Origin of the sequence: Clostridium chromiireducens (assembly GCF_003575225.1) — a bacterium.
GTDB classification, from domain to species: Bacteria; Bacillota; Clostridia; order Clostridiales; family Clostridiaceae; genus Clostridium; species Clostridium chromiireducens.
This window is the reverse complement of sequence record NZ_QXDJ01000002.1, coordinates 436,501-457,338: the sequence shown is the minus strand read 5'-3', so window position 1 is coordinate 457,338 and position 20,838 is coordinate 436,501. Positions and strand designations below refer to the sequence as shown.

21 protein-coding genes and 1 riboswitch are annotated in these 20,838 nt (G+C 30.4%); all 21 genes read right to left on the bottom strand.

Annotated features, from left to right (window positions below):
• Positions 1–8: 8 nt before the first annotated feature.
• The gene (locus D2A34_RS07335; RefSeq protein WP_243128266.1) at positions 9–1,166 is read right to left on the bottom strand and encodes a glycosyltransferase; all 1,158 of its coding nucleotides are present in this window, start codon (positions 1,164–1,166) and stop codon (positions 9–11) included.
• 2 nt (positions 1,167–1,168) lie between these two features.
• Complete coding sequence (locus D2A34_RS07330; RefSeq protein ID WP_119366186.1) at positions 1,169–2,227, bottom strand: glycosyltransferase family 4 protein; 1,059 nt, start codon at positions 2,225–2,227, stop codon at positions 1,169–1,171.
• A gap of 13 nt (positions 2,228–2,240) precedes the next feature.
• The gene (locus tag D2A34_RS07325) at positions 2,241–3,497 is read right to left on the bottom strand and encodes a glycosyltransferase (protein WP_119366185.1); all 1,257 of its coding nucleotides are present in this window, start codon (positions 3,495–3,497) and stop codon (positions 2,241–2,243) included.
• A 32-nt stretch (positions 3,498–3,529) separates the two neighbouring features.
• Positions 3,530–4,576, bottom strand: coding sequence for a mannose-1-phosphate guanylyltransferase (locus tag D2A34_RS07320; RefSeq protein WP_119366184.1), 1,047 nt, complete (start codon positions 4,574–4,576; stop codon positions 3,530–3,532).
• A gap of 11 nt (positions 4,577–4,587) precedes the next feature.
• Positions 4,588–5,565 (bottom strand): NAD-dependent epimerase/dehydratase family protein, encoded by a 978-nt coding sequence (locus D2A34_RS07315; protein ID WP_119366655.1) that lies wholly within the window; start codon positions 5,563–5,565, stop codon positions 4,588–4,590.
• Between the two features lie 10 nt (positions 5,566–5,575).
• The gene (locus tag D2A34_RS07310; protein WP_119366183.1) at positions 5,576–6,250 is read right to left on the bottom strand and encodes a sugar transferase; all 675 of its coding nucleotides are present in this window, start codon (positions 6,248–6,250) and stop codon (positions 5,576–5,578) included.
• A gap of 118 nt (positions 6,251–6,368) precedes the next feature.
• Positions 6,369–6,452: riboswitch (cyclic di-GMP riboswitch) on the bottom strand.
• An 88-nt stretch (positions 6,453–6,540) separates the two neighbouring features.
• Positions 6,541–7,302 (bottom strand): tyrosine-protein phosphatase, encoded by a 762-nt coding sequence (locus D2A34_RS07305; RefSeq protein ID WP_182629358.1) that lies wholly within the window; start codon positions 7,300–7,302, stop codon positions 6,541–6,543.
• 11 nt (positions 7,303–7,313) lie between these two features.
• Positions 7,314–8,039 carry a CpsD/CapB family tyrosine-protein kinase gene (locus D2A34_RS07300; protein WP_119366181.1) on the bottom strand — a complete coding sequence of 242 codons (726 nt, stop codon included), beginning with the start codon at positions 8,037–8,039 and terminating at the stop codon, positions 7,314–7,316.
• Between the two features lie 11 nt (positions 8,040–8,050).
• Positions 8,051–8,749, bottom strand: coding sequence for a YveK family protein (locus tag D2A34_RS07295; protein WP_119366180.1), 699 nt, complete (start codon positions 8,747–8,749; stop codon positions 8,051–8,053).
• Positions 8,750–9,451: 702 nt separating this feature from the next.
• Entirely contained in the window at positions 9,452–10,246 is a 795-nt protein-coding gene (locus D2A34_RS07290; protein ID WP_079438523.1) for an ABC transporter ATP-binding protein, read from the bottom strand.
• Entirely contained in the window at positions 10,212–11,126 is a 915-nt protein-coding gene (locus D2A34_RS07285; protein ID WP_119366179.1) for an ABC transporter permease, read from the bottom strand. Before D2A34_RS07285 ends, D2A34_RS07290 begins: the two co-directional genes overlap by 35 nt.
• Positions 11,126–12,139 (bottom strand): ABC transporter substrate-binding protein, encoded by a 1,014-nt coding sequence (locus D2A34_RS07280; RefSeq protein ID WP_119366178.1) that lies wholly within the window; start codon positions 12,137–12,139, stop codon positions 11,126–11,128. Before D2A34_RS07280 ends, D2A34_RS07285 begins: the two co-directional genes overlap by 1 nt.
• A 233-nt stretch (positions 12,140–12,372) precedes the next feature.
• Entirely contained in the window at positions 12,373–12,786 is a 414-nt protein-coding gene (locus tag D2A34_RS07275; protein ID WP_079438520.1) for a HutP family protein, read from the bottom strand.
• Positions 12,787–12,835: 49 nt separating this feature from the next.
• Entirely contained in the window at positions 12,836–14,398 is a 1,563-nt protein-coding gene (locus D2A34_RS07270; RefSeq protein ID WP_119366177.1) for a P-loop NTPase family protein, read from the bottom strand.
• A gap of 277 nt (positions 14,399–14,675) precedes the next feature.
• The gene (locus D2A34_RS07265) at positions 14,676–15,494 is read right to left on the bottom strand and encodes an acetyl-CoA carboxylase carboxyltransferase subunit alpha (protein WP_079438519.1); all 819 of its coding nucleotides are present in this window, start codon (positions 15,492–15,494) and stop codon (positions 14,676–14,678) included.
• Positions 15,487–16,362: an acetyl-CoA carboxylase, carboxyltransferase subunit beta gene (accD, locus tag D2A34_RS07260; RefSeq protein ID WP_079438518.1), complete on the bottom strand. Its 876-nt coding sequence runs from the start codon at positions 16,360–16,362 to the stop codon at positions 15,487–15,489. Before accD ends, D2A34_RS07265 begins: the two co-directional genes overlap by 8 nt.
• The gene (locus D2A34_RS07255) at positions 16,352–17,707 is read right to left on the bottom strand and encodes an acetyl-CoA carboxylase biotin carboxylase subunit (RefSeq protein ID WP_079438517.1); all 1,356 of its coding nucleotides are present in this window, start codon (positions 17,705–17,707) and stop codon (positions 16,352–16,354) included. The genes accD and D2A34_RS07255 overlap by 11 nt, the downstream gene beginning before the upstream one ends.
• A gap of 14 nt (positions 17,708–17,721) precedes the next feature.
• Positions 17,722–18,150, bottom strand: a complete 429-nt coding sequence (fabZ, locus tag D2A34_RS07250) for a 3-hydroxyacyl-ACP dehydratase FabZ (protein WP_079438516.1) — start codon at positions 18,148–18,150, stop codon at positions 17,722–17,724.
• 3 nt (positions 18,151–18,153) lie between these two features.
• Entirely contained in the window at positions 18,154–18,663 is a 510-nt protein-coding gene (gene accB, locus D2A34_RS07245; RefSeq protein ID WP_119366176.1) for an acetyl-CoA carboxylase biotin carboxyl carrier protein, read from the bottom strand.
• A 167-nt stretch (positions 18,664–18,830) separates the two neighbouring features.
• Positions 18,831–20,066 carry a beta-ketoacyl-ACP synthase II gene (gene fabF / locus D2A34_RS07240; RefSeq protein WP_079438514.1) on the bottom strand — a complete coding sequence of 412 codons (1,236 nt, stop codon included), beginning with the start codon at positions 20,064–20,066 and terminating at the stop codon, positions 18,831–18,833.
• A gap of 18 nt (positions 20,067–20,084) precedes the next feature.
• Complete coding sequence (gene fabG / locus D2A34_RS07235) at positions 20,085–20,825, bottom strand: 3-oxoacyl-[acyl-carrier-protein] reductase (protein WP_119366175.1); 741 nt, start codon at positions 20,823–20,825, stop codon at positions 20,085–20,087.
• Between the last annotated feature and the right edge of the window lie 13 nt (positions 20,826–20,838).

Sequence of the window (20,838 nt, the reverse complement as noted above, 5' to 3'; positions counted from 1 at the left end):
AGCACTTCCTACTTGTTAAAAACTTTTACATATGCATTTTCCCAACTATAATTAGTCAATATTATTTTTCTACACTGATTTCCGAAGCTATCATTTATGGTATTATCATTTAAAACCTTAACTACATAATAAACCCATTCATCTTCTGTAGTCGGTATATAAATATTTTTATTATGCTCTAACTGACTTATTCCTTCTACACTTGTCTCAGATGCTACTATAGCCCTTTTACAGCTCATAGCTTCTAATACTTTATTTTTCATTCCAGTCCCGAATCTTAATGGCGATACATAAACACGTGCACTTGCTATGCTTTCAACTATATCATCAACAAATCCAGTAACCTTTATATTATTGCTTATTAAGTTGCAAATATCTTTATCCGAATTTTTTCCTACTATAATAAATTTAACTTCATTATCTTTTTCGATTATTTTAGGAAATATCTTTGTTGCAAAGAATATTGCAGCATCCTTATTAGGGGGGTAATCCATTATTCCTGTAAATATTATATTCTTAGAGCTTGAATTAGAGTATCTGCTTGAATCAAATTTATTATAATCTACACCTAAGGTAATATTATCTATTTTAGAAACAAACTCTGCATACATTTCTTTTTCATAAGATGCATCATTTTCGGATACAAAAAAAACTTTATTAAATTTACTATAAAGTTTTTTTTGTATCTTTTTATAATATTTACTTTGCATTTTATTATAAATCTTTTCTATAAACGTAGTACTGTCTATCTTTGATTTCCTGCCAAAATACAAACTCATGCTATCATACGCCATTAAAATAGATTCCTTTGTATTTATATTACTAATTAGATTCATGCTTAATGGCTGATCAAATATTATCTTATCATAACCATTTTTTATATATAATCGACTTTCATCATATTGATATATTCCATAAGGAATTCCTTTTAGCATGCTCATAATTCTTAAACTCTTACCTTTTTTTCTTAAATCCAAATAATATACGTTATCTATGTACTTTTTAACTTCCATTTCGGCATATTCATCTTTTTCATCATAGTATAGTAAATCTATTCTATTATTAAATTTTTTATTTTCCTTCAGCATATTAAACAGTGCATGTATTCCTCCTGATTTATGAGGTGGAAATGGGCAATAGGGAGTTACAATTAAAACTTTCTTCACTGCTATTCCTCCATATATATTTTTTCCAATTTAGCTATCATTTTTTCTAGTGAATATTCTTCTTCTACTAATTTTCTAGCATTTATGACTATATTCCTATTTTTTTCTCTGTTATAATATATATCTTTAATTACATTTACAAAATCTTTAACAGAATGATTCTCTATTAAATACCCTGTTTCATTATTTTTCACACTATCGCTTATCCCCCCCACATTGACAGCTGCCACCAAAACTCCTGCGCTAAAAGCTTCTATTATACTCATAGGAAAGACTTCTCTATGAGACACTAATAAAGATACGTCAATTTCTTCAAGGAACTTAGGAACATCAGATACATTACCTATCATATTAACATTTAAATTTCTTATAGCTATTTCCTTAGCAATAATTTCTCTTAAATGACCATCTCCTGCTATATAAGCATTAAATTCTATACCTGTTTCCTTCAATTCCTCCATTATGTCCAAAAATAATATATGATTTTTAACTTCATCTAGTCTAGCCAATATTCCTATATTTAATGGGCCAGTACTATTTTTTAAATACTTAGAATTAAAATTGAATTGTTTCGTATCAGTACTGTTAGAGACAACCATAATTTTATCTTCTTTTACTCCCTTATCCACCATTCTTTTCTTATCCAACTCACAAACTGTAAGTAATTTAGTGATAAAAGAATTAACATACCAAGCAAAAACCTTGTCTTCTATTCTCTCTAATAATGTCAAATTATGTTTTGTATACAGTAATTTTATCTTTTTTCCGTATATAACTTTAGCTAACAACGACATCATACTTAACCTTAAAGAATTTGCATGTATAACGTCTACTTTTTCTTTCCTAACTATATTAATAATTTTAAATACATTAATTACAGGATTCTTACTTAAATAAACAAAGGAACTCATATTCTTTAGTTTATTCCTATATTCACCATCCTCGGCAGCAGTAATTAAGGCAATATTGTTCGACAACATATTATTTTCTATTTTAAAAAAATAAGTCTCTGCACCTCCAACTCTTAGTTGATCTGTTAATAATAAAACTTTTTTCTTCATACATTGCCACCTTTTAAATAATATCACTAAACTTATCTATTATGGTATTCCATCTATAATTATTGCGAATAAGTTCTTGTGCTCTATTTGATACTTTAATTATTAGATTTTCATCATTTAATAATTCTATTATCTTATCAGAAAATTCTTTGCTATCATTTGAAATAAATATATCTCTATTATTTATCGCATATATTCCTTCTGCTCCAATATCATTAGTTATTACCGGAACACCCATAGCCATCGTTTCCAAAATTTTAGTTTTTATTCCAGAGCCGTATGTTAATGGTGCAACTGCAACACTGCATTCTTGAACATAAGGTCTTATGTCTTCAACTTCACCTGTAATCTCAACATTATTATAATTTAAAAGTTCTTTTCTAAACTGATCTGGGCATCTCCCAACAATCCTGAATTTAACATTTGGAATTTTATTAATTATTTTCGGAAAGGTATTGTTTAAAAATGTTCTTACTGCATCCTTATTATGTGCTACATACATATTTCCTAGAAATACTATGTGTTTCTTCTTTTTAGTTTTATATACCTTTTTTGAAAAATAATCATAATCTACTCCTATTGTAATATCTAATGATTTATTTTCTGAAATAACTTTATTAAAATTTTCTGCTTCTATCTTTGATACAAATATTATACTTCTATAATATTTAGCAATACTAATTTCATATTTAGAAAGAAGGCTACCCTCCTTTTTTATTATAAACTTCATTACATATTTATTATCTATAAGATTATTTATGAATTCAGGTAATCTTTTAGAATATGCACCAACTGCATCCTTACTCAATGTACCACTATTAAGTTGTCTATCGTATCTTTTCGATAAAAGATCATCCATATCCAAAATTTTATTATATTTAGCTTCATCTAAATCCTTTAAGTATTCAGCGGTTCTAGCCATATCACATATAACTATATCTGGCTTATACTCCTCAATAACTTTATCTAATTTTCTTTTTGCTCTTTTAGAATAATATAATGAAACTTGTAAAGGCCAGCTATTCAAAATAATTGATTGAAATACTAAATTTTTAATCTTTTCAAATTTACTAGGAAGGTTACCATAGTAAACTTTCGAAATAAAATCTGGTTGTCCTATGTTTTTTTCATCTTCATCTATTAAAGAAAATAATCTTACTTCACAGTTATGTTGCTTAACTAATCCCTTACAATAATTATACAACACTACCTTTCTGCCATCATTAATCGGGTATATTAATCTGGTAGTAACAAATAATATCTTTTTCAACACTTATCTCCAATCTAATTTAAAATATCAGTTTAAATTATGTTCTGATAATCCCTGAGCTTCTCCATATAATCTTTATTAACTATATAAATGCTATCATCGGTTTCTAAAGTCATAACATCATCTATACCTATCATTACTATTCTCTTTCCATTATTAATAGCTATATTAGATTTAGATTCAATTACTCTTGCATTTCCATAAAGGATATTATCATTAATATCCTTTTCTTTATATCTCTCTACAGCTTTCCAAGTTCCAATATCATCCCATCCAATTTCACTCGGAATAACATAGATGTTTTTTGATTTTTCCAACACAGCATAATCTATCGATATAGATTCTGTTTCATGATATTGATCCTGTATAAAATTTTGTAGATTTTCTTCTTTTATATTTTCTATTTCATGGATAGCTTCATATGTACGTGGGGAGTATTTTTTTATTTCTTTTATTATAGTTTGAATTTTCCATAAAAATATTCCACCATTCCAAAGATAATAACCATCCTGTAAATATTCCTTAGCCTTAGCTTTATTGGGCTTTTCAACAAATTTATCAACCTTAAGTACTTCAAACATATAACTTTCTGCAATTTTACTATGATACTTTATGTATCCATACCCTGTCTCCAATCTACTCGGCTTCATTCCTAATGTTATTATTGCTTCTTCATTATTTTCTATAAAGTTATTTGCTTTATTTATTATGCTTCTAAATTTTTCTTCATCTTTTATCAAATGATCTGAAGGAAGTACAATCATGGTTGAATCTTTAAAATATCTTCCTATTACTAATGCGGATAATGTTATACATGGTGCTGTATTCCGTCCTTCTGGTTCAATTATTATGTTTCTTTGTGGTAGTTCCGGTAATTGTTCTTTTACCAAATCAACATAACTTTCTCCAGTACAAACAAATATTTTTTCTATTGGTATAATAGGTTTAATTCTATTTACAGTCATTTGTATCATACTTTCTTTACCTATTAAGTTAAGGAACTGTTTTGGTTTTTTTTCCGTAGATAATGGCCAAAATCTTGTTCCTTTTCCACCGGCCATTATTAAAGCACATATCATTATCTTCCCCCCTAAAAATCTATCCCATTTATTATATAAATTTTATTTTCTTCAATTTCTTTGTTTAAAATATACAACTTCTTATAGTACTCTATAGTTTCTCTAATTCCATTTTCAAAATCGTATTCAGGATTCCATCCTAAAAACTCCCTAGCTAATGTATTATCTAAATAACTATGCAAAATATCCCCTTGTCTTGACTGCTTATGAATAACTTCAACATCACTCTCAAAAATGTCTTTCATAGTTTGGAACAATCTATTCACTGTAACTGGAACATTAGTGCTAATATTAACTATTTTGTTATCGCCCTTACTCAATGCAAGTAAGTTTGCCTTAGCAATATCCTTAACATAAATAAAATCCCTAGTCTGTTCCCCGCTTCCATATATGACAGGTAACTTATTATTCAAAAATTTATCAATAAATATAGAAACAACTCCACCTTCTCCTTTAGGATCTTGTCTCATGCCATAAACATTAGAATATCTAAAAATTGTGTATCTAATATCACATAAATTACAAAATGTTTTAATGTAATGCTCAGGGGTATGCTTGGAAATTCCATAAAATGATATTGGCTCAACAGGATGCTTCTCATCAACTGGCAAATATTCTGGATTGCCATAAACTGCTGCTGAAGATGGGTAAACTATTTTTTTTACTTCATATTTTCTACAGCATTCTAATACATTTATAGTACCTATAATATTAATATTAGCGTCAAACCCAGGTTTTATTAATGAAGTTTGTACATCTATTTGAGCCGCAAAATGATATACAACTTCTGGCTCTTCAATTTGAAATACTAGCTTTAAAGCATCTATATTAGTGATATCGCACTTATAAAATCTGGCTTTATCATTTAAATTTTCTATCCTACCAGTGGACAAATTATCAATCACACAAACTTCATAGTTATTATTTACCAACTCATCTACTATATTGGAACCTATAAATCCTGCTCCACCTATTACTACTACTTTCATATCATTTCCCCTATCTTGCATGTTCATCACCAAATAACACTCCAACCGTCTTAAATACCAACATTACATCAACAAAAGTATTTCTTTCCTCAACGTACTTAACATCTAATTTCATCCAATCCTCAAAGCCGATATCATTTCTCCCAGATACCTGCCAGTAACAAGTAAGTCCAGGTTTTACCTCTAATCTTTTCATCATCCAATCTTCAAATTTCATTACTTCTTTCGGAAGTGATGGCCTTGGACCTACTAGACTCATTTCACCTTTAAATACATTGATTAATTGTGGCAATTCATCAATACTCGTTTTTCTAATAAACTTTCCGATTCTAGTTATCCTAGGATCGTCTTTCATTTTAAACATGGGACCAGTCATTTCATTTTTAGAAGTTAGCTTGTCCTTTAATTCTTCTGCATTAACTACCATTGATCGGAATTTATACATTTTGAATCTCTTACCATTCTTCCCCACTCTCTCTTGATCAAAAATAGCATTGCCTTCTGATTCCACTCTTATCAAAATAGCTACAACTAAAAATATTGGGCTTAAAATTATAAGTCCAACCAACGAACATATTACATCCATAGTTCTCTTTAAAAAACAATACCCTAATCTACCGCTTTCTTCTTCAGCAACTTGTTCTTTAAACAAAACTTCTTCCCTATTGAATTCTAATTGCTCCATTTCATTCACCCCTAATTTTTTTCTCATACTAAATTAGCAACAGCTTTTAAGATTCTATGCTTTTTATCAGAACTTATTCCTCTATAGTTATTTTCCCAATAAAAAGCAACCAACCAAAAACTGTTCAGGCCGGTTGCACTATTAACTCACCATATATAAAGTGCCCATATAAAATATACAGTTCACAGTTTCCTTATAAAGATTATACCATATATTACACCATTTGTTAACTTTAAACCCAGTATCCATCCTATTATTCGTGCTACATAATTAGACATGCCATGGTAAAATTACCTTTTAAAAAAGGAAAATATTGTTTTCTTTTCCCTAATTTTTTCACCAACAAATTCTATTCTGTCATTATCTAGCAATTTTTCAGAACTATCTTTAAGGATATCTTTTCTTACACTTTCATTTATTAACCCCAAAGCATTGTTAATGCCTGTATTTCTCTTATTAATATTATGTGCATCTGAACCTATAAAGTTATAAATGTTATTATTTAATAGCATATTGGCTGTTTTCTTAACATTTTCGCCAAATTTCCCTTCTATACTTCCGGCATTTAGTTGAAATAAATATCCTTCATTAATAAATCCATTAATAAGACTAGGCTTTTCTATAATAGGCTTATACCTTTCAGGATGAGCTATTATTGGAACAATGTTTCTAACTTGAAGTTCATAAAGAATATCAAATATATTTTTGTCAAATTTATGCATCGGAAATTCAATAAGCATATATCTTGAATCGTTTATTGTTCCTATCTTTCCTTGTATGTAATAATCTATTATATTTTCATTAAAGTATACTTCCTGTCCGCTATATACTTTAACATCTATTTTTTCCTGTTCTAGTATCGTATTAATTTCTTGTACGTAATTCTTTATCTCATCAATTGTCGCCTCTCCATATTCAAGTAAATAGTGAGGTGTAGCTACAATTTCTTTAGTTCCATCTTTCTCTGCATTTCTAAGCATATCTAAAGTCATTTCCATACTCTTAGATCCGTCATCAATTCCTGGTATTATATGTGAATGAATATCTATTATCATATTTACTCCTATTTCGCTTCTTTACTTTCATCACTACTTCCATAATAATAATAGTATTTACCTCTAGTATTCTCCACTGCATGTAACACAGTTCCTAATATATTAGCTCCAACCTTAGTTAATAAATTTTTCGCTTCAATTACTGACTCCCTGCTAGTTCTTTGGGCTCTTATTACAAGTATAGTCCCGTCTGCTTTTGTCGAAAGAATTTGAGCATCTGTAACTGCTTGAAGTGGTGCACTATCAAGAATTACTATATCGTATTTTTCTCTTAATTTTTCTATTAAATTAGTCATAGATACTGATGACAGCATTTCTGAAGGATTAGGTGGAATTTTACCTGATGTTAATATATCAAGATTTCCATTACGGTTTTGTATTACATCTTCTATATTTTCTTTTCCTATAAGTACTTCTGATAAACCACTTAAATTAGATATTTTAAAGTTCTTATGTACAGAAGGCTTTCTCAAATCGCAATCTACTATTATAACTTTTTTATCATTCTGAGCAAAAGATAAGGCTAGATTTCCTGATACTGTAGACTTTCCTTCTGCTGCTTCAGCACTAGTAATTACTATTGTTTTTATAGCTTTATCAAATGATGAATATTGTACATTTGTTCTTAAGGTCCTATAAGCTTCAGATACTATAGACTTTGGTTTTTTTTCCACTACAAACCCTTTGTAATCTTGATTAGCTACAGCCTTATGCAGTCTTTTCGTTTTAAACATCTCTCATCCCCCTATTCCAAGTCATCAGGAATTGCACCAATAACAGGTATTCCTAATATTTGTTCTACTTGATCCTTATTCTTAAAAGTATTATCTATAAATTCTAATAAAAACGATAACCCAACACTAATCATAAGTCCAACTAAAAATGCAATAGCTATATTCATTTTATTGTTAGGACTAGCTGGACTTTCTGGTAATTTTGCCGGCTCGATTACTTTAACATTTCCATTTGGTATAAGATCTGTAGATGTTTTAATAAATTCACTAGTAATAGCATCTAATACATCTTTACTCAATTCCCTATCTTTACTTATATATTTTATTTCTAAAATTTGCGTATTCGCTGTCGGTGTAACAGTAAGATTACTTAAAATTTCTTCTGAAGTTGTATTTAAATTTGATGCATTAATAGCTTTTTCAACTAAAGCATTTGTCTTTATAACTTCTGCATATGTCTTTAATAACTGTTGATACATTTGAATATCACTATTATTATAATTCTGATCTTTACTATCTGTTCTCTCTTTTCCAATGAAAACTTTTGTGTTAGCTTCATATTTAGGTGCAATTACAAAAATACTAATAATTCCTACCATTAAAGTTGTAAGCAATGTTATGGAAAGTATCATTTTCCATCTTTTTAATAAAATATCTGCTATTTCTTCAATTCTTATAAATTCTTCACTTCTTATATTTTCTTCATTCATCTGCTAAACTCCCTATTTCACTATTTTCACAATACTTGTCCTAAAGATTATTAATAACTAAGCTACTTAACTTTAATAAACTTCTAGTCCAAAATTGCACATACCATTAATTTTATAAAGTCTCTCAAAAAATATTCCCCCTAAATAGTTAATTATTATTTCTATATCCACCTTTAACATTATAGCATAAATTTTACTTATGTTACACCTATGATTCCATTTATATTGGAATTTTAATATTTAGTCCTTTATTTTCCAAAAAATTTACCAATAATTACATTTTTATTAAAATTTTCTTACAAAATTTTAATTTCAGCAAAAGTTATTCCATTCCTACTTGTCATTAGCTTGCCTAAGAAACAAGCAGGAATGGTGCTACTTTTGCTGATAGAAATCCAAAGCTATTCTCTCGATTCACATATTAGATAAATCCAAATTATGTATGCGGATTATAATAATATCAAGTTACTTATTTTATCTATATCACCAGAAAGAACTGGTAGTCTTTTACACAGTGTTGCATTGAGAATATCGCTACAGGCATTTCTTCAGTAAAAGTTGTTTCACTTAAACTTGTCCAAATTTTATATTTGGAACAAGTTTAAGTGAGTACAACTTTTACTGGTAGAAATCCGCAGCCATATTCTCTAGCAACCGAGTAACAGACTACCAGTTCTTTCGGTTTTTATATCACAAATTAAGTTATCCAAATAAAGTTCTATCACTTAATGCTTCTGATCCATTTGCTTTTTCGAATAGTCCTAGAAGTTTATTGTTATCTAGTTTTTCTTTATCTTCACCTTTAACATCGACTAAGATTTGACCTCTATGCATCATAAAAAGTCTATTTCCATGTTCAAGAGCATGTTTAAGATTATGTGTAACCATAAGAGTTGTTATTCCACTATCTTTAACGATGTTTCTTGTTATTTCCATGATTTTTTCTGACGTCTTAGGATCTAATGCTGCCGTATGTTCATCTAACAATAATAGTTTAGGTTTCGACATTACGGACATCAATAGAGTTAATGCTTGTCTTTGTCCTCCAGATAAAAGTGTTACTTTATTATAAAGCTTATCTTCTAGCCCTAGATTAAGCTCCCTTACCATTTCTTTATAATAATCTATTCTCTTTTTGTTGATTCCAAAGCTAAGACCAAAAGTCTTACCTTTATTATCTGCAAGAGCAATATTTTCTAAAATCGTCATATTAGGTGCTACTCCCTTTGACGGATCTTGAAATACTCTTCCAATAGATTTAGATCTTGCATACTCTGGTTTATTAATAACTTCATTACCATCTAATAATATAGATCCCGAATCCGCTTGAAGGGTTCCTGATATCATATTTAAAAGTGTTGATTTACCAGCTCCATTTGAACCAATAATACTTATAAAATCACCTTGTTTAACGTCTAGAGATAATCTATCAAAGACTCTGTTTTCATTTATAGTATTTGGATTAAACACTTTGGATAGTTGTTTCACTTTTAACATTTTGTGCACCACCTTCCACAATAGTCTTTTTCTTTTTGAATTTAAAAATTCCATTATTAGAACATAGTGCTATAACCACAATTATTGCTGTCATTAATTTTAAATCATTAGCAGTTATTCCTACTACCGATCCATATTTTAATACAAGGGCAATGGCACATTTATAAATAATTGCACCAAATATTGATAATGTAGTTGCTTTTATAAAAGAAATCTTTTCAAATAAAGAACTTCCTATAATTACAGCTGCAAGACCCATTACTACTGTACCAGTCCCCATACCAACATCACTGAAACCTTGGTATTGAGCCATCAATGCCCCTGCAAGTGCAGCTAATGCATTACTTATAACAAGTCCTAGTATTTTAACTAAGTCTTTATTTACTCCAATTGAAGAAACTACCTGCTCATTATCACCTACTGCTATAAGCAAAAATCCTGATTTTGTCTTAAGATATACATCTAGCAATAATTTTACTACTAAAAGTATTATTAAAATTATTACTATAGCGGGTATCCCTGATTTAAATATATTTCCTACATTAAACAAAGGGACATTTGCTTTCCCCATTATTCTTAAGTTTATTGAATATAATCCTATCATCATAAGTATTCCAGCCATTAAATTATCAATCTTAAGCTTAACATGTAAAAAACCTGTTATAGCTCCAGCTATTGCTCCTCCAAAGGCTGCTGCTGTAATACTAATCCATGGATTAACTCCATTAACTAGAAGAGTTGCCGAAATGGCAGCTCCCATTGGGAATGTACCGTCAACAGACATATCCGGAAAATCTAAGATTTTATACGTTATATATACTGCAATGGCAACAATTGAGAATAGTAGTCCCTGTTCTAAAATGTTAATTAAAACATCCACTACTCAACGCCTCCAGTTACCTTTTTACAACTTGATTCTATATCTGATGGAATTGTAATATTTAATTTCTTTGCAACATCAGTGTTTATAGTAAATGACATTTTACTTAATGTACTTATTTCAACTTCTGATGGCTTCTTTCCACCTAATACTTCTGCAGCCTTATATCCTGCTTCTTTTCCTAATTGGTAGTAATCTATACCTATAGATGCAAGACCGCCTTTAGTAACTACCGCTTCTTCTGCACCTATAATAGGAATATTCTTATCTAAACAAAGTTTACCTACTAAAGCATATCCTGAAGCTACTGTGTTATCAGTTGGTGTATATAATACATCCATTTCACCTAATGCACTTGCTAAATTTTGATTTATTTCATTTACATTAGTAACTCCAACTTCTTTTACAGCTAATCCTTGTTTTTGAGCTGCTGCTTTAAGTTCATCAACTTGAATTACTGAATTTGTTTCTGAAGTATTATAAATAACACCTACAGTCTTAGCATTTGGTAATAATTGCTTAAGTAATTCTATTTGCTTATCAACTGGAACCTTATCTGATGTACCAGTAACATTTGTACCTGAACTCTTCCAATCCTTTGCTACTTCTGCTTTTACTGGATCTGTTACAGCTGTGAATATTATCGGAATATCCTTAGTTGAATTATACGCTGCTTGAACTGCTGGTGTAGCAATTGCAAAAATCAAATCCTTTTTAGCATCTGCAAATTGTTTAGAAATTGTTTGAGCATTAGCTTGTTCACCTTGAGCATTTTGTTGTTCAATCTTAATATTTTTTCCGTCCTCAAATCCTTTTTCCTTCAGACCATCAACAAAACCTTTGTTAGATGCATCAAGCGCATCATGTTGCACTAATTGAACAACACCAATATTTTTTACTGCTGATGCAGAACTTCCATTGTTAGAATCTGTTGCACTTTTTCCGCATCCTGCAAGGATTCCTCCAACTAAAACTGTGCTTAATAGCATAGCTAACTTTCTTTTTCCTACCATGTTTCCATCCTCCTACTAATTTTCCTTATTATCAATTTCCTACTATACTCCAGAACCTTAAACGTCACTAACAAATATAATCATAAATATATATCTATATTTATGATAAATACTCAAATAAATTGATAATAATTTATAAATCTTTTAAATTATAATATCATAATTTAATTTTTTTGTAAAGTTACCCCGCAATACTTCGAGGCTTTTTAAGTATTTTATTATAAAAATTATAACTATATGGGAAGTGACCTATGACCTATTCCTATAACCACTTCATCTAGATGTAATAATCCTATGTTTAAGAATATACATACCGATATATGTTCTCCACCTCTTGCTATTCCTATTTTTCCTCCGACATTTAAACCACTTGCCCTATTACCTATTTGAATAATAGCATCTCTTGCTGCACCAATAAGAGCACCTTCGTGTAAATGTTCTTCCCTTATCAGCCCATTCCTCTTCGCTGCAACTAACGCACTCTCAAGTATCTTTGTAATCGACGAATTAATATTCCCACCTACATTTACAGCAGTAACCTTTATTCCCTTTTCATCATAAACTTTCTTAAGACGCTCCTCCTCATGTCTATCACATATAGCCATCTTAGTAGCAATTTTAGCAACCTTTGTACTATTACTTTCCATTTTTTCACTCTCCAATCAATCGAAACCTATAACATTACTCTTTATTAACCTAAACATATACCTGAAAAATATCTTTTCCTTTAATATTAACTCTTTCTTCTTTAAACTCTTTGTTTTTATTAAAGTCAAAAACTAATAAATATCCCTCATTTAAATCATGTATATTCAAATAATCACAAAGCTGCTCAATTCCCTTTTCATGATATTTTGAACCTCTCCAAATTTTCATTTCAATTATATATTTAAAATTATTGTATGTTATGACTACATCTAATCTTTTTTCTTCTGAAACTTGAACTTCCTTAAAATCAAACCCTGTACCGTTGATTATAGGTTTAATAAATGCTAAAAATAGTAATCTTCCGTGATGTTCTATAAATTCGCTATCTTTATGAGAATATTGTTCTTTCATAAATTGCTGAAACCTTCTAAGGATTTTTTCTATATCTAGTTCACCGTCTTTTTTAACGAACTGCTCCTTAAAGTTATATTTATCTATTTTATTATAGTCATTTTCCAATTTAGATATCATGTAATTATATATTCTTTCACTGAATATTCGGTTCGATATATTAACTTTTCCATCTTTATTTTCAAAATATCCATAAAGGGAACCTAATTCTATAAGTGGATTATCATTATTAAAACTCTTAACGTTTCCTCTTACTATTATGTCTTCAATATAATCATAAAGTTCTTTATTATTTTCTAAGTTCTTGATCAGACTATCGAATAAGGTATTTTTTTCTTCTAAAATTATCTTGACTGCCTTATGAATGTCTTTAATAGTCCAAGGCTTTTTATCAAATTCATAAATTTTCTCATCTACTATTTGGCATAATCTGCTAACCAAAAATGGATACCCACTTGTAAAAAAATGAAGTTCTTCACTTAATTTATCTATATCCATTAACAGAGAATTTTCTATAGCATATTCATTTAGCATAGTAATTATTTCTTTAGGTGAAAAACTCATGTCTATATTGAAATCCACTGCAATATTCCACGGAGAATTATATTTTGCCTCGTTCTCGTTTCTAATCTTTATTTTCAAACTTTTTACATCATGAACTCCCGCCAGAATAACGCTTTTAAACGTGAAATCCTTCCCAACTTCTCTTGATAAATACTTGTTTCTAAGCATTCCAATAAAACTTAAAAATAATTGATTATTTGAACTTTTATCTACTTCGTCTACTATTAAAACAACATCCTTTTCAGCACCCTCAACAAATCTTGTTATTACTTCTGATAATTCTTCAATATCATTAATTTCTAGGTTTAGTTTTTCTAATCTCTCTTTTTCTTCTTTATCTACAAATGATAATTCTTTAATAATTAATTTCAAAAATTTATTGCAGAACTTTTTTTCGTCTTCAAATACAATATCGCCAATTCCTTCAAAGCTTATATTTATAACTAAATATAATTCCTTTAACTTATTATTTATTTCATTTAAAGTCGTTGTCTTTCCATACTGCCTGGGCCTATTTATTGTAAAATAGAATTCGTTATCTATAAGTTTTTTTATCTGCTCAATTTTATTACTTATATCAACCATGTAATGCTTTTGTGAAACGCAAACCCCTGTACTATTAAATCTTTTTCCCATAAATATAAAACACACCACCTTAAATTTTCAATTAAAATCTGCTTTACTTTAACATATGAAATTAATACCAATTTAAAAATCATATAAATATTTTTCTTATCTTTATAACATTATACCATAACTGCTAATTAATCAAAGGGGCTCATATACCTCAAAATAAAAGCAAAAAATCCCCTATCGGGGATTATTAACTTAATCTGTTCATACTATATAAAGTCCGCTTATGGGAAAACCCATTGGAATTATATAATATTTTTCAATAAATTCTTTTGTTTTATTAATAGAAATTTCCTATTTGTCTAAATTTATTATATCTCTCGTTAAGTAATGACTCTAAATCTTTTCCTCTTAATTCAGCTAAAGCATCTATAATACTTTTTTTAACACTTTCAACTGTTTTAGCTGGATTTTTATGTGCTCCACCTCTAGGTTCTTTTATTATATCGTCAACTATGTTAAAATCCTTTAAGTTTTTAGCTGTGATTTTCATAACAGCAGCTGCTTCTTTTGCACGGCTTGCATCTTTCCATAAAATCGATGCAAATCCTTCTGGAGAAAGAATTGAATATATGGAATGCTCCATCATGAAAATTCTATCTGCAACTGTTAGCGCTAGAGCTCCACCGCTTCCACCTTCACCTGTAACAATAGATACTATTGGCGTTTTTAATCTGCTTAATTCAAAAAGGTTATTTGCTATAGCCTGACCTTGACCTCTTTCCTCTGCTCCTACTCCACAAAATGCACCTGGAGTATCTACAAAACAAATAACTGGTCTTTTAAATTTTTCTGCTTGTTTCATTAGTCTTAAGGCTTTTCTATATCCTTCTGGATTTGGCATACCAAAGTTTCTTTGTATATTTTCAGTGGTATTTGAACCCTTTGTTATAGCAATTACAGTGACGCTTATATCATTGATTGATGCAATTCCTCCAATAATGGATTTATCATCTCCAAAATTCCTATCACCATGAAATTCTATAAAATCTTTAAATATAGTTTCTATATAAAATTTCCCTGTTGGTCTGTCTTTATGCCTTGCTATCTCAACACTTTCCCATGGTGTTACATTAGTCTTTATAAATTCTTTATCCATTATTTCTCACCCCATGTAAAATAAGAATTTTATATATGCATGCTCTTATGTTTTTTCTTTCAACAATGCTATCTACAAATCCTTTTTGCATTAAGAATTCGGCCTTTTGAAAATCATCTGGAAGACTTTCTTTTATTGTATTTTCTATTACTCTTCTTCCTGCAAAACCTATTAAGGCATCTGGTTCACTTAATATAATGTCACCTTCCATAGCAAAACTTGCTGTTACTCCACCTGTAGTTGGATCTGTTAATACTGAAATGTATAAAAGACCTGCTTCATCATGTTTTGCAAGGGCTGCACTTATTTTAGCCATTTGCATAAGCGAAAAAATTCCTTCCTGCATTCTGGCACCACCGGATGCAGTAAAAATAATAACTGGAAGTTTATTCTCAGTAGCATATTCTACAATTCTTGTGATTTTTTCACCAACAACTGTACCCATACTTCCCATCATAAAAAAACTATCCATAATAGCGCAAGCCACATTTATTCCATTTAACTGACCTACACCTGTTACAACTGCTTCTTTACTATCAGTTTTTCCACTTTTAAGTTTCTCTTCATAGCCTTTAAAGTCTAATGGATTTGTAGTCTTCAAATCTCTCCAAAACTCTTTAAAAGTATCCTTATCAAAAAGAATTTTTATTCTTTCTTTTGCGTTTACTCTAAAATGATAGCCACAAACCGTGCAAACATGTTTAGTATTTTCTAAATCTTCACCATATATCATTGCATTACATTTGTCACATTTTACCCACATTCCTGATGGAATAGTTGGTTTTTCCTGCGGCTTACTATTTCTAACAACTGAAGGTCTGACTGTTGCATATTGTTGTTTTTTTATAAATAGGTCCTTAAGAGACATCCTTATTCACCATCTTTTCTGCTAAAAATGAGGTATCATAATCACCTTCTAAGAATTCTTTAGTTTCAAGTATAGATAACTCAAAATTAATATTTGTTTTTACTCCACCTACCGCAAATTCTGATAATGCTCTATTCATCTTTACAATAGCTTCATTTCTATCATTTCCAAAAGTGATTAATTTAGCTATCATTGAATCATAGCAATGAGGGATTTTATATCCACAGAATATTGCTGAATCCACTCTTACTCCCATTCCACCTGGAACGCAAAGTTCTTCAATTGTTCCTGGGCATGGTCTAAAATCATGTTCTGGATCTTCTGCATTTACTCTGCATTCTATAGCATGACCTTTAATCTTTATATCATCTTGTGTAAAGCTAAGTTTTTCACCTGATGCTATTTTTAACTGTTCTTTTACTAAATCTATTCCTGTAATCATTTCAGTAATTGGGTGCTCTACTTGTATTCTTGTGTTCATTTCCATAAAGTAAAAATTATTCTCTTTATCGAATAAAAACTCAATAGTTCCAGCATTTTTATAATCTACTGCACTTGCTGCTCTTTTAGCGATTTCACCCATTTTATGTCTTAACTCTGGCGTTAATACATTAGATGGAGCTTCTTCAAGAACCTTTTGATTCTTTCTTTGCATTGAGCACTCTCTTTCACCTAAATGAACTACAGTACCATGTTCATCAGCTAAAATTTGAAATTCAATATGCTTTGGCTTTTGGATATATCTTTCTATATATAATGAATCATCTCCAAAACAGGCTTTCGCTTCTGATTTTGCAGTTTTAAATCCCATTAAGAATTCTTCATCATTTTTTGCAATTCTTATACCTTTACCGCCGCCACCAGCTGATGCTTTTATCATTATTGGATATCCAATTTCTTTTGCTATTTCTAGAGCATGATTTTCATCTCTTATTTCGCCTTCATATCCTGGAACTACAGGAACTCCAGACTCTTTCATTATTTCTCTAGCTCTAGCCTTATTTCCCATCTTTTCAATAGTTTCATAATCAGGTCCTATAAATTTAATGTTACACTGTTTACACATCTTTGCGAATTTTGGATTTTCTGATAAGAATCCAAATCCTGGATGTATAGCATCAGCACCGGTTAGAACACATGCACTTAAGATATTAGTTATATTTAAGTAGCTATCTTTTGGCATTGCAGGTCCAATACATACAGCTTCATCTGCTAACTGCGTATGAAGTGCTTCTCTATCAATTTCTGAATAAACGGCAACTGTACTTATTCCCATTTCCCTACAAGCTCTAATTATTCTAACTGCGATTTCTCCTCTATTGGCAATTAGCACTTTCTTTAACATATTTATCACCTATCCTACTGCAATGCAAAAAGTATTTCTGCTTCGCAAACTGTTTTTCCATCAACTGAAGCTATTCCTTTGCCTATTCCTATAGGTCCTTTTATTTTTATAATTTCACAATATAAATCTAACCTGTCACCAGGTACAACTTTTCCCTTAAATCTAACTTTATTAGTTCCTGCAAATAAAGGAGTCTTTCCTTTATATTTTTCCATTGAAAGAATAGCAACTGCTCCTGCTTGAGCTAATGCCTCAATTTGTAATACCCCTGGCATAATTGGCTCTTGTGGATAATGTCCCTGAAAATAAGCTTCATTAGCAGAAACATTTTTATATCCTTTTACAAACAATTTTTCTTCTATATCCATTTCAATAACTCTGTCTATTAACAGCATAGGATATCTATGAGGTATTATTTCTTTAATTTCATTTACGTTAAGCAATCCCTATTCCCCCTTAACCTTAAATAATGGCTGGCCATATTCAACCATATCACCATCATTAGCTAGACGTTCAACAATTACACCATTATATTCACTTTCTATTTCATTCATAAGTTTCATAGCCTCAATTATGCATATAACTTTGCCTTTTGAAACTGTACCACCTACTTCTACAAAAGACGAACTTTCTGGTGATGCTGAAGAATAGAACGTTCCTACCATTGGAGCTGTTATGATGCTTACATCTTTGTCATCTATAACTGCTTCTTTTACAGAATTTATAGCTTCTTCTTTTGCTGCTACAGAGCTAGCTGCACTTTCATTTGAGACAGTTGAATTTATAGCAGCATTAGCATTAACAGGAACACTAACAGCAGCCCCACTATTATCAGCTAACCCTCTGCTTAAAGATTTATCCATTTTTATATGATCATTATTACTTTTAAGCTCAAAAAATGCTAGGCTTGAAGAATCAACCAATTTAATAAGCTCCTTTATTTTTTCAAAGTCCATAAATATATCCTCCCTTAAATGGATGAATAATTAAACTTAATGATTAATGATGAATAACTGAGGACGAAACTACTTCGGAGTTTCTTTTATTTCATAGAAATCCCGCCTGGAATTCCCCCCTCAATCATTCATTATTCATCATTCATCATTCATCGTAATAAAAAAAATTATTTCCATTTCTTTAATAATAAAGTTGCATTGTGTCCGCCAAATCCTAATGAATTTGTAAGTGCATATTCTAATTCTTGCGCTCTTCCTACATTAGGTACGTAATCTAAATCTAATCCTTCATCCTTTGTTTCATATCCAATTGTTGGTGGAACAAATCCTTCTTGCAGTGCTTTTGCACAAATTATTGCTTCAATTGCTCCTGCTGCACCTAAAAGGTGTCCTGTCATCGACTTACTTGATGATATTGGAATCTTATAAGCAGCTTCTCCAAAAGCATTTTTAATAGCTAATGTTTCAAACTTATCATTTAATTCTGTTGAAGTTCCATGAGCGTTAATATAAGATACATCTTCTGGCGTTATTCCAGCTTCTTGAATCGCATCTTTCATAGCTCTTGCAGCACCAGTACCTTCTGGATCTGGTGAAGTAATATGATATGCATCACAAGTTGAACCATATCCTACTATTTCAGCTATTATATTAGCACCTCTAGCTTCTGCATGCTCTAAAGATTCAAGAATTACAACTCCTGCACCTTCGCCCATAACAAATCCGCCTCTATCCTTATCAAAAGGAATAGATGCTCTACTTGGATTATTTCCTGAATTTAAAGCTTTCATGCTATGGAATCCAGTAACTCCAAGTCTAGTTATAGGTGCTTCTGCTCCGCCTGCAAGCATTACATCTGCATATCCATGTTTTATAGTTCTAAATGCATCTCCTATATTGTTTGTTCCTGTTGCACATGCAGTTACTGCTGATGTACATGGTCCTTTTAATCCATGCTTAATTGCTACATTTCCTGCTCCTAAATTTACTATTGTCATAGGAACGAAGAATGGTGAAACTCTCTTAGATTTTCCAGTAGCAATTTTTGTACATTCATCTTCAATAGTTTGGAATCCACCTATTCCTGATCCAAGCATTACTCCGAATCTTTCTAGGTTTTCTTTTTCTAAATCTATACCAGAATCTTTTATTGCTTCATCTGATGCTACTAATGCAAATTGTGAGAATCTATCTAATCTCTTTGCTTCTTTTCTACCTATTAATGTATCTGGATCAAAATCTTTAACTTCTGCTGCAATTTTTACATCTATTAAATCTTGATCTATTAATGTTATAAAATCTATTCCTAATTTTCCTGCTTTAGCATTATTCCAAAATGTATCTACATCATTTCCTATTGGAGTTAATGCTCCCATCCCCGTAATAACAACTCTTCTTTCCATAACTCAACTCTTCCTCCATTACATTAGCATTCCGCCATCAACTTGGATAACTTGACCAGTAACATAGTTTGAACTTTCACTTGCAAGGAAAGCTACAACTTCTGCTACATCATTTGCAGTCCCAAGTCTCTTAAGCGGTATATTATTTTTCATTTCTTCTTTATATTTTTCGCTTAACGCTTCTGTCATATCTGTTTCAATATATCCTGGCGCCACTGCATTTACATTGATTCCTCTTGAACCAACTTCTTTTGCAAGTGACTTAGTCATTCCAATTACTCCAGCCTTAGATGCTGAATAATTTACTTGACCAGCATTCCCTGATATTCCAACAACTGAAGAAAGATTTATTATCTTTCCATATTTTTGTTTTACCATAATTGGAGTAATAGCTTTTAAGCAATTAAATACTCCTTTTAAGTTAACATCAATAACACTATCGAAATCTTCTTCTTTCATTCTAAGTATTAATGTATCTTTTGTAATACCAGCATTATTTACCATGATATCAATGCTTCCGAATTTTTCTTTTGCAGATGCAATAAGTTTCTCAACTTCTTCTGCCTTAGAGATGTCTCCTTTTACGCATAGAGTTTCTACACCCATATCTTTTATTTGACTTTCAACTTCTAAAGCTTCTTTTTCATTGCTTCTATAATTTATAACTATATTTGCCCCAAGAGAAGCAAGCTTTAAAGCAATCGCTTTTCCAATTCCTCTTGATGCTCCAGTAACAATTGCACATTTTCCTTTTAGCATATACTATTTCCTC